Genomic DNA, 14,121 nt, shown 5'->3' with positions numbered 1-14,121 from the left:
CGACTGCGAGCGATCAGTTTACTTTATCCTCAGCGTGATGTCTTTCTACTAAAGGTGCATTTTCCACCGCACTGTCTGCCCATGCCTCATTTTGTGCTTGTTCGACCCATTCACTGTTTATGGAACGTTTTATCTCGACGCCAAGTTGTTTAAAACTTTCGGCTTGACGCAGTGCGTTGCCACGCCCTGTCGCGAGCTTATTCATCGCCCCTTGATAGTTTTGGTTTGCACGGTCTAACGCGCCGCCAAGCCCTTCCATATCCTCCATAAACAAGCGTAATTTATCGTACAATTTGCTGGCCCGCTCAGCGATCAACTTCGCGTTCTGGTTTTGTCGATCATTGCGCCATAAATTATCGATCGTACGCAGCGCAACCAACAAGGTGGTTGGGCTAACCAGCAAAATATTTTGCTCCATCGCCTCTTTTACCAAGCTGGGATCAGCTTGAATCGCCACTTGAAATGCAGGTTCGACAGGAATAAACATCAGCACGTAATCCAAACTTTGTAGCCCTTTGAGTTGATGATAATCTTTCTGACCGAGTCCTTTTATATGGGCGCGCAGCGCAAGTAAATGCTCACTTAATGCGCGAGCACTTTCACTTTCAGTTTGAGCATGGAAATAACGCTCATAAGCCACCAGCGCCATTTTCGAGTCAATCACCACCTGTTTGTCGTGTGGCAAATTGACGATCACATCCGGTTGATAGCGCTTACCAGCCTCGTTTTGCAAACTGACTTGAGTGTGATATTCGTGCCCTTCACGCAGGCCCGATTCGGTCAGCACCCGCGCGAGAACCACTTCGCCCCAATTGCCTTGCTGTTTATTGTCGCCTTTCAGCGCTTGGGTCAAATTGAGTGCCTCTTGCGCCATCTGTTCATTGAGGCGTTGTAAGTTTTTCAATTCATGAACCAACGTATGGCGCTCTTTCGCTTCATGATTGAAGCTGTCATTGACCTGCTTTTTAAACCCTTCGAGCTGCTCTTTCAGTGGAGAAAGTAGCCCTTCCAAACTTTGACGGTTCTGCTGATCCACTTTCGCAGTTTTGACTTCAAATAACTGATTGGCTAGCTGCTCAAACTGCTGCTTTAGGCGTTCCTCAGCGTGTTCAAGTAACTGTAGTTTTTCTTGGCTCGATTGAATTTGCTGTTCATGCCGCGCTTCTTGCTCACGCAGTTGAGCCTCTAGTTGCGATTTCTGCTCACGCAGAGCGTGCGCATCTTCCATGCTCTGTTGCCGCTCTTGCTTAACCACTTCGAAATAGCGCAACTTTTCCATCGCGGCCATGAATTTCCCGTGCGATTGCTTAAGCTCAAATGCGGCTTTATCTCGTTCTTCATCCAGCTCATCCAACTCTTGTCGCGCCTGCTGCAAAGCTTGTTTGAGTTCGATTATCTGCTGCTGATGATGGGCTTGATGAGTCTCTAACTGCTGTTGTAATAGCTCACTTTTCAAATTGAGCTTCTGCTTAACCCACCAGCCAGCCACTGAGCCGCTCAGCACGGCGCTGCCTAACGTTGAAAGCACTAACGCTTGATTTTCGATAATCCATTGCATGATAACGGGTTAACTCATTTTATCAGTCATGGACAAATGGTATTTCGATACTGGATAAATGTCCAGTTTGTACAAGTTAACAGCAAACTATAGACTTGCGCCGCTGAACACTATTTCAACAATTATTCTAACGAGGATTCATGGACGAACGACGAGCACTCGGCTTTGGCTTATCTGCCGTATTATTGTGGTCAACGGTTGCCACGGCTTTCAAACTTACGCTGGCTGAATTTACGCCGATCCAGATGCTGATGGTTGCGAGTGCTGTCTCTGGGTGCGTACTGCTGGGCATTTGCGCGCTGCAAGGTAAGCTCAACCAAGTGGTGAGTACCTTTCTCGCTAACCCTTGGTATTACTTATTGTTGGGCTTAATTAACCCTCTCGCATACTACCTCATTCTGTTTAAGGCCTACTCACTGCTGCCCGCCTCTCAAGCGCAAGCGATCAACTACAGTTGGGCCATCACCCTGACACTGATGGCCGCTGTATTTTTAGGACAAACCATTCGTAAACAAGATTGGATAGCGTGTGCACTGAGCTATTTTGGTGTGGTGGTTATCGCGACTAAGGGTGATATTTTAGCCATGCAGTTTGATAGCCCGCAGGGTGTTGGGCTGGCACTATTATCAACGCTTCTTTGGGCTGGCTACTGGATTCTTAATACCAAAAACACCGCCGACCCCGTGATTGGCGTTTTACTGGGGTTTTTGATCGCCATCCCTTTTGCGATTGGTTTAAGTTGTTATGAAGGTGCAAGCTGGCATCAGATTACGATTAAAGGATGGAGCGCGGTAACTTATGTCGGCTTGTTTGAAATGGGGATCACCTTCGTGCTGTGGTTGAGTGCATTAAAACTCACGGCCAACACCGCAAGGATCAGCAATCTCATTTTTGCTTCACCTTTCATCTCACTGCTGTTGCTGGCTACTATTATTGGCGAAACTATTCACCCCACCACTCTGATTGGTTTAGTGCTGATCATCACAGGGCTTGTCGTGCAGCAGTTTAAAACGCCTAAAACGATCACTCAATGACAGCGACCCAAATTGACGAAAAGCCCAAACGGACAGATTGCATAGGTTTACAAAGTAATTTGATCGCGGTAAATCTTAGGGCTCACACCGGCCTTACGTTTAAAAACACGAGAAAAATAGAGTGGGTCTGAATAGCCCACAATTCGACCAATGTGATTGACCGAGTAGTTAGACGTGACCAGTAATTGTTTGGCTCGGCTGATCCTTTGGTCGTCGCGCCATTGGGTTATGGTCATCTCCATTTCAGAACGAAATAGATGGCCTAAACGCGATGGTGATAAACAGATATGGGCCGAAACATCCTCGATAGTGAAGTCTTGATTGAGGTTTTGCGTCATATAATTCATCGCTTCCACCACCCTAGGGTCAAGCGGTTTGATGACAACGTCCGGTTGCAGTGTCTTACATCTAATCAATAATTGTTCGAGCAAGTTAATCGACAAATCATTTCGATAAGGGACATCTTGTTTTGAAGTGTATTCAATATCGATAAACAGGTTTTCAATATAGCGAATGGTATTCTCATCCAACCCTTGCGTTAAGTAGACGCCATTTTTTTGCTGTTGCCATGTTAGCCAGTCATGCCAAAAGGCTCGTGGCCGAAAATAAACCCAACGGTGAAACCAAGAAGCACAATCTTTTTTTCGATGATAATAGTGAGCCGCTGTTGGAGGGAAAAGAAGTAAGTCTCCAGGTTTCACGTGAAACTCATCTTTGCCATAAAAAATGGTTCCCTCACCTTTGCTCGTAAAATTGACAATAAAACCTTTCATGCCATTAGGTCGATCAATCGTAAAATCCAGTTCATCTCCCTCAATAATTGGCGTTAGTCCAGCCACTAAATGAGCATTAAAGTTATATCCAGGTTTTAGAGGGTTATTCTGCATGGGGGCAATATTCACTGTAATTTACGTGTAGTGTAAGCAACCTCTTCGTTAAGTACGATTTTTCAGTTCACACTTTTCATCTAAGACTATCCATTGGGTCGCAGAAAAAGCCTCACAGAAGCCATGTCCTACGGGTTCGATTAAGTATTCACTGGGTTGGTCATTACGTTTTCTTTGCCAACCTTTAATCGAAGAGATGATGTCTTCAGGTTGCGTAGCTAGTTGGTGGCTAACGTCTGTTTGAGTAATGTGATGTCGAATATCAAGCCGAGTTGGGATGCTATTTCGCGCAAGATAATCAATCACCAATGCACCTTGAAAAAAGGTGTAAGTCATACTCAATGAGAGTGTTTCGTTAAGCTGAATGTTGCACCACTGCTCTAAATGGTTTTGCTTAGATCTGAAATGCCAAACCACAGAGCGCATATCAATGATAAGCCCATTGTTGATCAGCTCAAGCTGCCCAACGAATACAGGTTTATCCTCACAACACAGCTGAAATTGATCGGGTGTATCGGCTTTTAATTCCAAATACCACTCTTTATAACGCAGTAATGGTAAGCCAGTGGATAAAGGAAGAGCATTCATGTTCACACCATAGCTTAATGAACACTCCCTCAGATGAGGGAGTGTTCAGCGAGTCTAAATACCTGAAGATAAACGGTAATAAACGCTGTTTGTTTTGAGTGCGGACTTGAATGGATACAAGGAGGTTTGGTTATCGATTAATACCATTTCGATCCCCGCCATTTCGGCATAATCAGCTAACATCTCAACGCTCACCGCTTGGCTGTATACGGTATGATGCGCGCCACCCGCATGGATCCATGCTGCGGCTGCCGTTTCAAGGTTGGGTTGCGGCGTCCATAACGCATGCGCCACGGGTAATTTAGGTAGCGATTGTGGTGGAGTTTGAGTATCGACCGTATTGACTATCATGCGAAAGCGATTTCCAAGATCAATCAAGGATACGTTTACCGCAGGCCCCGCTTTTCCGCTGAACATCATACGAGCAATATCGCATTTGCAGCCAATAGTGTGACGATGAATTTCAATCTTTGGCTTGTCTTGAGCAATAGAAGGGCAAACTTCCAGCATATGAGCGCCGAGCACTTGGCTTTGCTGACCAAAGTTGTAGGTGTAGTCTTCCATGAACGATGTTCCGCCCACTCGGCCTTGCCCCATCACTTTCATAATGCGAGTCATCGCTGCGGTCTTCCAATCCCCCTCACCGCCGTACCCGAAGCCTTTTTCCATCAAGCGTTGTGTGGCCAAGCCCGGCAAGTTCGAAATACCCGATAAATTTTCAAAGGTGTTGGTGAATGCCTTCGCGCCCACGGAATCCAAGAAACGCAGCATACCCAATTCCAACTTCGCTTCTTGGGTTAGAATATTGATACTTGCGCTGTCTTTGAAAAGTTCAGGGCTCATGGTGTAGCAAGAAGCGTATTCATCCATTAAAGCCTTAGCATCACTGTCTGAAACTTGATTGACGCTCTCGCTCAGCTCACCCAAACCATAGCCATGAACTTCATAACCAAATTGAATTTGCGCAGAGACTTTGTTTCCTTCCGTCACCGCGACTTGACGCATGTTGTCGCCAAAACGCGCTACTTTAAGCGACTTCCCTTCATGAATAGCAATCGCTGCACGGCACCAATCATCCACCTGTTGGTGAACAATCGGGCTCTCCCAATGCCCCACGACTACTTTTCGATCAATCCCCAGTCGCGTGCCAATAAAACCAAACTCACGACAACCATGGGCACTTTGATTTAGGTTCATAAAGCCCATATCAATTTCATCCCAAGGCAGGGCCGCATTGAATTGAGTATGAAGATGCAAGAACGGCTTATTGAGCTGGCTTAACCCCGCAATCCACATTTTTGCAGGCGAGAATGTGTGCATCCAAAGCACGAGACCAATACATGAATCATCATTATTGGCTTGGCGACAAACCTCTAATATCTCATCTGGCGTCTTCACTGTACCTTTGTTCACCAAAGGAACCGAAATGGCTGGAGAGTGATTTAAACCATGGATAATTTCTTGGCTATTTTGCGCGACATTTTGTAATACTTGAGGTCCGTAAAGGTGCTGCGACCCAGTGACAAACCACACTTGTTGATTGGTAAACGTGTTCATTGTTATCCCTTATTTATTTTTTACATTACTTTGACCGTAATAAGCATTAGCTCCGTGTTTACGTAAGTAATGTTTATCCAGTAGGGCTTGATTGATGAATGTCACTTGAGGATTGATCTGCAAAGTTTGCAGTGCCATTTTGGCGACAACCTCCATGACAACTGAGTTATGAACGGCGTGATCAGCATCCTTACCCCAGCTGAATGGGCCGTGTTCATTAACAATAACCCCAGGAATGGCCAACACTTCACCACCACTGATCGTTTCAATGATGACCTTGCCTGTATGGTGTTCGTAGTCGGTTGCGATTTCGGCATTGGTCAAGGGGCGAGTACAGGGAATGCTGCCGTAGAAATAGTCAGCATGAGTAGTACCCAATGCTGGAATGGCTTTACCTGCTTGAGCCCAAGAGGTGGCATGAGGAGAATGCGTGTGCACAATGCCGCCAAGTTCTGGGTAAGCGCGATATAAGGCCAAATGGGTAGCTGTGTCAGAAGAGGGTTTAAGATCGCCCTCGACAACTAAGCCATTCAGATCAACCACCACCATATTGCCGGCATTGAGTGCTTCGTATTCGACGCCACTTGGCTTAATCACAACTAACCCTGTTAAGCGGTCAATGCCTGATACATTGCCCCAAGTAAAGGTAACTAAACCGTGGGTCTGTAGCGCCATATTGGCTTGCCATACTTGCTGCCGAAGCTCACTCAGACGTTGCTTTGCTTGTGGGTCGCTCGCTAAATCGAAGCCTAGAGAAGTCTTAACACTCATCAGTACACTCCTATGCCAACAAGAATTCAGAAAATTGTTCGATCTGCTGCCCTAACTGGCGATAAGCATGATAACGCCATTCGCTGGTCCCTTTGGTGTAAGCATCCGGGTAGTAAACATCGCAAATTGGGCTCGCCATTTGAGTTTGAGCTTGCTCGGCATCGCTATAAACCCCGGCCGCAACAGCTGCAAAAATGGCCGCACCTAATGCACAACACTGCTCTGAAGCGACAACGGCGATTTCTCGCCCAATGACATTGGCACAGGTTTGCATCACAAATGGTGACTTCTGAGAAATTCCGCCAATGGCGATGACACGTTTCACTTCGACACCTTGCTCAACGAAACAATCGACGATTGATTTCGCACCATGAGCCGTTGATTCCACCAGTGATGCAAAGATATCTGGTGCACTAGAGCCTAAATTCAGCCCCGTGATTGCGCCCTTGAGACGTTGATTGGCATAAGGCGTTCGCCGCCCGTTATGCCAATCTAAGGCAAGAGGCGTTTCCAGTTGCAGACGTTTTGACTGTGCTTCCGCCGTAAGTTGAGGAATTAACAAGGCCTCAGCGGCGTCCAGATCAACTCCTAATTGTGGGTTTTGCTTAGCCAGTTGTGCGATTGGCCACAACATCACACGTTTGTACCAAGCATAAATATCACCAAATGCTGATTGCCCAGCCTCCAGTGCCATTAAGTCTGGCATCGCACTACCCGCGACTTGGCCACATATTCCATGAATGGTTCGGTCACCGATACTTTGTGCATCCACCATCAAAATATCGCATGTTGACGTACCAATAACTTTCACTAAGTCATGTTCGCCAGCGCCAGCGCCTACCGCGCCCATATGGCAATCAAAAGCACCAATGGCAATGGCAATTCCCTCTGGTAAGCCTAACCGCTGCGCCCACTCCGCACTCAGATGCCCAGCTAATTGGTCTGAGGTGTATACCTCAGTAAACATTCGATCTCGCATGCCATCGAGCGTGGGAGAAATGGCCAATAAAAAATCTTGCGAAGGTAAACCGCCCCAGCTTTCATGCCACATCGCTTTATGCCCCGCAGCACAAATACCACGGCGTAAATTTGTAGGATGCTGACACCCTGCAAGGAGAGCTGGAACCCAATCACACAACTCAACCCAGCTATGGATATAAGGAACAAGCCCTGCATCTTGTTCCGCTACCCACGCGGCTTTCGCCCAAAACCACTCCGATGAATACAATCCCCCGATGTATTTGGTGTAGTCTGGAAAAGTGTGTGAATGGGCCAGCTCATTAATGCGTTCCGCTTTGGTCACGGAAGTATGATCTTTCCACAAGATAAACATGGCATTGGGGTTATGCTCAAACTCAGGAAGCAACGCCAACACATTACCCTCTTTATCGATAGGGGCTGGGGTCGAACCCGTACTGTCCACGCCAATGCCAACAACAGATTGTGCGATCTCCGTGGAAACCTGCGCCAACGTTTCTCGGACAGCAACGGTCAGAGACTCAATATAATCAAGAGGATGATGACGAAATTGAGATTGGTTCGAGTCGCTGTATTGTCCTTTTGCCCACCTTGGGTAGTTAGCCACGCCAGACGCAACCTCTTCACCATTGCGAGCATTCACCAATAAAGCTCGTACAGAATCAGAGCCAAAATCTAAGCCGATCACGTAAGGTGAATCTATATTCAAATTATTCATGGTCACTCCACATCAGACCGATTAACTGCCTATTTTTATAACGGTCTTACGTCAATATCACCATGAACCCAATAGCTAAAAATATGGATAAATTAGTCGACACACTCATTCTGTGCTAATGGTTTTAAAATCATCACTTCAGCTTTTTTCCAGAAAAAAAAGCGCATAAAAACGCTAAATAGCCGATGAACATATAAAATCAAACACATAAAACTATAAAAAGTGAGAGGCACTTCATGCCCTACCTCGCTACATAAATGGACAAAAACGCTACATTTTTCTGCTGTGATTTTCATCACTTCAAAGCTCGTCAACTTCCTTAAGTATGGAGATGAAACAACCCTACCAGTGGACGGACAAATAAGATGAAAAGCATAAAAACCACACTCGCTGCCGCAATACTCACCGGAACCGCATTATTCAGTATTTCTACTAATGCCTTTTTCGGTAGCAACGATGAACTCAAATTAGGTTATTTGGTAAAACAACCTGAAGAGCCTTGGTTCCAAACAGAATGGAATTTTGCTGAGCAAGCCGGTAAGCAATATAACTTTGAAGTGATCAAAATGGCGGTGCCTGATGGAGAAAAAACACTGAACGCTATCGATACGCTAGCGGCAAGTGGCGCCAAAGGTTTTGTCATCTGCACACCTGACCCTAAGCTTGGGCCTGCAATTATGGCTAAAGCAAAAAGCTACGATTTGAAAGTCATCACGGTTGATGACCAGTTCCTTAATGCGAAAGGCGAACCGATGACAAACGTGCCTTTGGTGATGATGGCTGCCAGTGAAATTGGTTATCGCCAAGGTTCTGAACTGTACAAAGAGATGACAAAACGTAACTGGGATACCGCAACAACGGGTGTTATGGCCATAACCGCAGACGAGCTGGATACCGCGCGTCGTCGTGTCGATGGTTCGATTAAAGCACTGAAAGAAGCGGGTTTCCCATCCAACCAAATTTACCGCGTGCCAACCAAAGCAAATGACATCCCTGGCGCTCTGGATGCAGCAAACTCGCTACTGGTGCAATACCCAATGGTCAAGCAGTGGCTTATCGTCGGTATGAACGACAATACCGTTCTCGGCGGCGTTCGTGCGACAGAAGGACAAGGGTTTAACGCAAGTAATGTGATTGGTGTTGGCATTAATGGCGTCGATGCTGTCAGTGAATTAGCTAAATCGAAACCAACAGGGTTTTATGGTTCTCTTTTACCGAGCCCAGATGTACACGGCTTCAAAAGCATCGAATCACTTTATAAATGGGTGAAAGAAGGTGTTGAACCACAAAAATTCGTTGAAGTGACGGACGTTGTCTTAATTACTCGCGACAACTACGAAGCAGAACTGGCAAAGAAAGGCCTGTAAGGCATTCGTCGTCAATGGCTAAAAGCGGTACAGCTTCTTCGTACCGCTTTCGCGAAGTAAACAGGAGTACAGACTATGGCAGCTTCACACTCTTGCTTAGAGTTTTGCCAAATATCAAAACACTTTACGGGTGTTAAGGCACTGACCGACATTAGCTTTCGCGTTAACAGCGGTAGTGTTCATGCCTTAATGGGAGAGAATGGAGCCGGGAAATCGACTCTATTGAAAACGCTAAGCGGGCTGCATCAACCCACCCACGGCAAGCTGCTCATTGATGGGCATCCAGTAACATTTCAATCAACGGTTGACGCATTAGAGCAAGGTATCGCCATTATTTATCAAGAGCTTAATTTGGTTCCTGAACTCAGCGTGGCAGAAAACATTTTCTTAGGGCAACTTCCCACTAAACATGGCCGAGTCGATACCGAAACTCTCAATCGCAACGCACGTAAACAGTTATTGCGCTTGGGGGAAAATTTTGACCCCTCTCGCCCATTAAAAGAGTTTTCTATTGGTCAGTGGCAAATGGTTGAAATTGCTAAAGCGCTAAGTCGCAATGCACACATCATCGCTTTTGACGAACCAACCAGTAGCTTGTCTCAACGTGAAATTGAAAACCTATTTAAAGTGATCCGCGAATTGCGCGACGACGGCAAAATCATTCTTTACGTTTCTCATCGTATGGAAGAAATATTCGCTCTGTGTGATGCAATCACCATCTTCAAAGATGGTACCCATGTGCAAACCTGTTATGACCTTTCGACTCTCACTCATGACCGTTTGGTTGAGTTAATGGTTGGCCGGGAAATCAATGACATTTACAACTACCGCTCTCGTCCTCTTGGTCAAAGTGGATTAGCGATTAAAAACCTGATGGGCAGAGGGCTCACCGCTCCTCTCTCGCTAGAAATAAAGCAAGGCGAAATATTAGGTTTGTTTGGTCTGGTCGGTGCGGGCAGAACGGAACTTACCCGCTTGATTTTCGGAGCAGAAAAAGCCACCGCGGGCGAGGTTTATCTTCACGGACAAAAAATACGGATAACTAAACCTGAAGATGCCATTCGGGCGGGCATTACCTTATGCCCTGAAGATCGCAAAGCAGACGGTATCGTGCCTATTTTATCGGTGCAAGAAAACACCAACATCAGCGCTCGTCCATGGCATCTAAAGCTTGGCGGGTTAATCAACTTCCAGTGGGAGTCGAGCAATGCCCTCAAACAAAACCAGTCATTAAACGTCAAAACCGCTTCGTTAGATCAACCCATTGGCGAGCTCTCCGGTGGCAATCAACAAAAAGTGATCCTTGGTCGTTGGTTATCTACCGATATGAGCGTCATTTTGCTAGATGAGCCGACGCGCGGCATTGATGTTGGCGCTAAGTCGGAGATATACGAGTTGATCTTCAAATTGGCAGAAAATGGCGTGACTGTCTTAGTTGTCTCTAGTGACATGCCTGAAGTGCTTGGTATCGCTGACCGATTACTGGTTATGAAAGATGGCAAAGTAACGGGTGAATTAACACGAACTGAATTTAACGAACAATCTGCGTTACGTCTTGCCATGATTGGCAACGACGTCGCTGCGTAAAAAGGAATATCCTAATGGCTGTAACGAGTTCAACCAAAATAGACAATACCGAGAGCCCGACTCGCTCTTTTAAGTTCTCTTCCATCTGGGATAAGTTCGGCATGCTGATGGTCTTTGCTGGCCTATTTTTGCTTTGCAGTTTATTTGTCCCTTATTTTGCTACATTCATTAATATGAAAGGGCTCGGTCTGGCTATTTCCATGAGCGGCATGGTTGCGTGCGCCATGCTCTTTTGCCTAGCCTGCGGGGATTTAGATCTCTCGATTGCTTCGGTTATTGCCTGCTCTGGCGTAGTCACGGCGGTAGCGATTAACGCAACCAGCAGTGTGGTATTGGGTATCGGCGCAGGCTTACTTTCAGGTGTACTCTTTGGTTTGCTAAATGGCTTCGTTATTGCCAAATTGCAGATCAATGCGCTGATAACGACTCTCGCAACGATGCAAATAGCTCGTGGTCTTGGTTATATCATCTCTGACGGTAAGGCGGTTGGGATCACTGAAGAACACTTCTTCACCCTAGGTAACTCCTCTTTACTTGGTATCCCAACGCCAATTTGGTTAACCATAGTCACCTTCGCTATTTTTGCCTTTTTACTAAATCGTACGGTTTATGGGCGCAATACATTAGCGATTGGCGGTAATGAAGAAGCCGCACGATTAGCAGGTGTTAACGTCGTAAAAACTAAAATCATCATTTTCACTATCTCTGGCTTTATCTCTGCGCTCGCTGGGGTTATTTTAGCCGCGCGTATGACCAGCGGTCAGCCGATGACTTCCGTCGGTTTTGAGTTAGTGGTCATCTCGGCTTGTGTGCTCGGTGGGGTATCGCTCAAAGGCGGGATAGGTAAAGTATCTTACGTTATTGCGGGTGTGCTCATCCTCGGTACGGTAGAGAATGCGATGAATCTACTGAATATGTCACCTTTTTCTCAATACGTAGTGCGAGGAACTATTTTGCTCGCGGCGGTTATCTTTGACCGCTATAAACAAAATAAATCCAGCTAGAAGCAACTCATTGCCACACAACAAAAAAGAAGGGCTAACCTGTGCAGCTCTTCTTTTTTCTAAAAAACTATCCATTGGTTTGACAGTGCTCTTCAGTGACATTTATCGCTAAGGATGGCTTCTATCGCAAAACTTATTCTTGACGTACAGGTAACGGCCTCTAGATACACTGACCTATCAGAGGGTATCTAGACTTAAAACGTCAAAGGTTTTGACAGAATCGACCACTTAGTTATAGTCGTAATTGGGGAATTGGACGTTATACCGCACTAGCCCGATTAGAGTGTTAAATGCCTCCATCTGTAAATGTTTATCGTTTTTACTAGTCGTTCGACCATCTTGTAAAGCCTTGACAATTTCGTCAGGATTTTTTCCTGTATAGAGCTCTATTCCCGCTCTTGAGGTCACAGTGATCGTATCTAATAATGGAAGAAGCTCTTGAAACTTATCGACACTTTCCATATCGCTATAGGCTTCATCATGTTTGTTCAATGGCGTTCTTCTAGCACCATCAGGGACTAACTTTCCTTCTCTAATACTTTTAAGTGCTGACTCATACCTTGTGAAAACCCCCATCATACTTAACGACTTATCAACGGCCAGCACCGTCAAATGAGTCTTAAAGCCATGTTTTTTACAGTCATCCAGAACGTGTAATATTGAGTGTTGCTGATCTAACATGGAGCGTTGTATCACCATGTTGAATTTTTTTTCAAGTCCGTACTTTATTAAACCTTCGCAGAGAAACAACGCCGTTTGTTGGCAGTTTGACACCGTGCTTGGGTGCCCATTGCTTACTAACTCCGAATAACCTGGAATGTATTTTTTCAGTTCATCATAATCAACCACCACACAGTTATTCTTGAGCTGTGACGAACATGCTTTTATCGCGGTCGATTTCCCAGCGCCCATTTGCCCTGTAACAACAAAGGCGCTTGGTTGTTCTTGAGGCGTAACCCCTTGGCATAGCTTCTCTTGCACATGTTTTAATAAGTTAATTTTATCACTCGGTTCAGAGAGGAACCGATTATCATCCATATCTTTTACCCGGCGCTGGCGAAGTTCCAAAGCGCTTTGCGTTGCACTGACTGGTACATTCTTTACCTGTTTAACAAAGAATGGTTCTTGTAGTGATGTTGCCCGTTCGAGGGAATAGCTTTGAGGCTCCGTAAATGTAAAAGATGTTTTCATTTCAAATCCTTATAAAATTAGGCTTTGTTCAAACGATATCTAAGCGAACCATAGTCAGCACAGTGGAAGGCGCTATATTATCACCGCGGTATGATGTATAGAGATGCATCTTATTGGACGTGAGGATGAGTAAAAGGTCATGTCTTTATTTGTGAGTAAATGTAGAAGATTGATTTCATCCAGATGAGTTTACATCCGTTGTGAATATAATTTTTAGCCGTTTACTGGTTCAATAAAATGCACATTTATTCATACTTTTACAGCATGTCGAATCACATGCTTTGAGCTAAAAGTGATAAGCATGAAAAAGCCGTTGCTATGTTCAACCTTCGAGTAAACAAAAAGCAGAAGGATAGCGCGAACTTTTTATGATTTATGGTTATGATTTTTGGATATCAAAGGGTAAGTACAAAGAACCAAGCATTTGATATGCAGACGCATTCGCTTGAGTAATGTAAGGGCGAGAAGATTTTTCCTGATATTGCGTCTGGTGCAAAAACCAGCCGACCTTCTTTGAACAACGCCTTGCCCCGTTGCGGGCAAGTGAGGCTATCAACGCCTACAAATGAGACAGGCTAGTCCGTTCGTGAAAGCACGGTGTAGAGATAATAAAGTTTGTATCCTTGGGGTGATCCTCGTCACCCCTTTTGGGTCTTCTCTACACACTTGTGTAGCACCAATAAAGATTGCCCGTAAGAGTATTTTTAGACAATAAAGTTTGTCCATAAGGAATTTACATTCACCCCCACCAATTTATAGGCTTCTGCCTATCAACGTAAAAAGACCAGAAAAACAACTAAATTGGTAGTACGTTTTCTCTTAATAATGAGGTGCTACTAAGTCCTGACGCTTTGACGAGATACTGAATATTAGCTCCAGAC

Annotated in this window: 11 protein-coding genes; 4 read left to right on the top strand and 7 right to left on the bottom strand. The window is 45.4% G+C overall.

Annotated elements, in window-relative coordinates:
* Window positions 1-13 precede the first annotated feature (13 nt).
* Window positions 14-1,558: a DNA recombination protein RmuC gene (rmuC, locus tag AACT42_RS19170; RefSeq protein WP_094133383.1), complete on the bottom strand. Its 1,545-nt coding sequence runs from the start codon at window positions 1,556-1,558 to the stop codon at window positions 14-16.
* A gap of 140 nt (window positions 1,559-1,698) precedes the next feature.
* Between rmuC and AACT42_RS19165 the strand changes: the two genes are divergently transcribed.
* Window positions 1,699-2,592 (top strand): DMT family transporter, encoded by an 894-nt coding sequence (locus tag AACT42_RS19165; protein ID WP_094133384.1) that lies wholly within the window; start codon window positions 1,699-1,701, stop codon window positions 2,590-2,592.
* 47 nt (window positions 2,593-2,639) lie between these two features.
* Here AACT42_RS19165 and araC read toward each other — a convergent pair whose 3' ends face one another.
* The 5 genes from araC to AACT42_RS19140 are packed head-to-tail and all read right to left on the bottom strand — an operon-like array spanning window position 2,640 to window position 8,091.
* A complete protein-coding gene (araC, locus tag AACT42_RS19160) occupies window positions 2,640-3,479 on the bottom strand; it encodes an arabinose operon transcriptional regulator AraC (protein ID WP_094133385.1) in 840 nt (279 codons plus the stop codon).
* Between the two features lie 48 nt (window positions 3,480-3,527).
* On the bottom strand, window positions 3,528-4,067 hold the full coding sequence (locus tag AACT42_RS19155; protein WP_017044513.1) for a hypothetical protein: 540 nt from the start codon (window positions 4,065-4,067) through the stop codon (window positions 3,528-3,530).
* A 54-nt stretch (window positions 4,068-4,121) separates the two neighbouring features.
* Window positions 4,122-5,624: an L-arabinose isomerase gene (gene araA, locus AACT42_RS19150; RefSeq protein WP_094133386.1), complete on the bottom strand. Its 1,503-nt coding sequence runs from the start codon at window positions 5,622-5,624 to the stop codon at window positions 4,122-4,124.
* Between the two features lie 9 nt (window positions 5,625-5,633).
* On the bottom strand, window positions 5,634-6,395 hold the full coding sequence (locus tag AACT42_RS19145; protein WP_088733013.1) for an L-ribulose-5-phosphate 4-epimerase: 762 nt from the start codon (window positions 6,393-6,395) through the stop codon (window positions 5,634-5,636).
* Window positions 6,396-6,405: 10 nt separating this feature from the next.
* Window positions 6,406-8,091 (bottom strand): ribulokinase, encoded by a 1,686-nt coding sequence (locus tag AACT42_RS19140; protein ID WP_176429028.1) that lies wholly within the window; start codon window positions 8,089-8,091, stop codon window positions 6,406-6,408.
* A 365-nt stretch (window positions 8,092-8,456) separates the two neighbouring features.
* On the opposite strand from AACT42_RS19140, the gene AACT42_RS19135 reads away from it, so the two are divergent.
* The 3 genes from AACT42_RS19135 to araH all read left to right on the top strand — a co-directional run bounded on the left by AACT42_RS19135 (window position 8,457) and on the right by araH (window position 12,049).
* A complete protein-coding gene (locus tag AACT42_RS19135; protein WP_094133389.1) occupies window positions 8,457-9,458 on the top strand; it encodes an arabinose ABC transporter substrate-binding protein in 1,002 nt (333 codons plus the stop codon).
* Window positions 9,459-9,533: 75 nt separating this feature from the next.
* Window positions 9,534-11,045 (top strand): L-arabinose ABC transporter ATP-binding protein AraG, encoded by a 1,512-nt coding sequence (gene araG, locus AACT42_RS19130; protein ID WP_094133390.1) that lies wholly within the window; start codon window positions 9,534-9,536, stop codon window positions 11,043-11,045.
* A gap of 14 nt (window positions 11,046-11,059) precedes the next feature.
* On the top strand, window positions 11,060-12,049 hold the full coding sequence (gene araH, locus AACT42_RS19125) for an L-arabinose ABC transporter permease AraH (RefSeq protein ID WP_013855627.1): 990 nt from the start codon (window positions 11,060-11,062) through the stop codon (window positions 12,047-12,049).
* 228 nt (window positions 12,050-12,277) lie between these two features.
* Here araH and AACT42_RS19120 read toward each other — a convergent pair whose 3' ends face one another.
* Complete coding sequence (locus AACT42_RS19120) at window positions 12,278-13,240, bottom strand: zeta toxin family protein (protein WP_094133391.1); 963 nt, start codon at window positions 13,238-13,240, stop codon at window positions 12,278-12,280.
* Window positions 13,241-14,121: the final 881 nt, after the last annotated feature.

The sequence above is a fragment of the Vibrio sp. V15_P4S5T153 genome (genome assembly GCF_963874485.1).
GTDB lineage: Bacteria > Pseudomonadota > Gammaproteobacteria > Enterobacterales > Vibrionaceae > Vibrio > Vibrio anguillarum.
This window is presented reverse-complemented; position numbering and strand designations above follow the sequence as displayed.

Excerpts from the sequence above, each read along its gene's own strand:
- rmuC (WP_094133383.1), bottom strand. The coding sequence starts at position 1,558 with ATGCAATGGATTATCGAAAATCAAGCGTTAGTGCTTTCAACGTTAGGC.
- AACT42_RS19165 (WP_094133384.1), top strand. The coding sequence starts at position 1,699 with ATGGACGAACGACGAGCACTCGGCTTTGGCTTATCTGCCGTATTATTG.
- araC (WP_094133385.1), bottom strand. The coding sequence starts at position 3,479 with ATGCAGAATAACCCTCTAAAACCTGGATATAACTTTAATGCTCATTTA.
- AACT42_RS19155 (WP_017044513.1), bottom strand. The coding sequence starts at position 4,067 with ATGAATGCTCTTCCTTTATCCACTGGCTTACCATTACTGCGTTATAAA.
- araA (WP_094133386.1), bottom strand. The coding sequence starts at position 5,624 with ATGAACACGTTTACCAATCAACAAGTGTGGTTTGTCACTGGGTCGCAG.
- AACT42_RS19145 (WP_088733013.1), bottom strand. The coding sequence starts at position 6,395 with ATGAGTGTTAAGACTTCTCTAGGCTTCGATTTAGCGAGCGACCCACAA.
- AACT42_RS19140 (WP_176429028.1), bottom strand. The coding sequence starts at position 8,091 with ATGAATAATTTGAATATAGATTCACCTTACGTGATCGGCTTAGATTTT.
- AACT42_RS19135 (WP_094133389.1), top strand. The coding sequence starts at position 8,457 with ATGAAAAGCATAAAAACCACACTCGCTGCCGCAATACTCACCGGAACC.
- araG (WP_094133390.1), top strand. The coding sequence starts at position 9,534 with ATGGCAGCTTCACACTCTTGCTTAGAGTTTTGCCAAATATCAAAACAC.
- araH (WP_013855627.1), top strand. The coding sequence starts at position 11,060 with ATGGCTGTAACGAGTTCAACCAAAATAGACAATACCGAGAGCCCGACT.
- AACT42_RS19120 (WP_094133391.1), bottom strand. The coding sequence starts at position 13,240 with ATGAAAACATCTTTTACATTTACGGAGCCTCAAAGCTATTCCCTCGAA.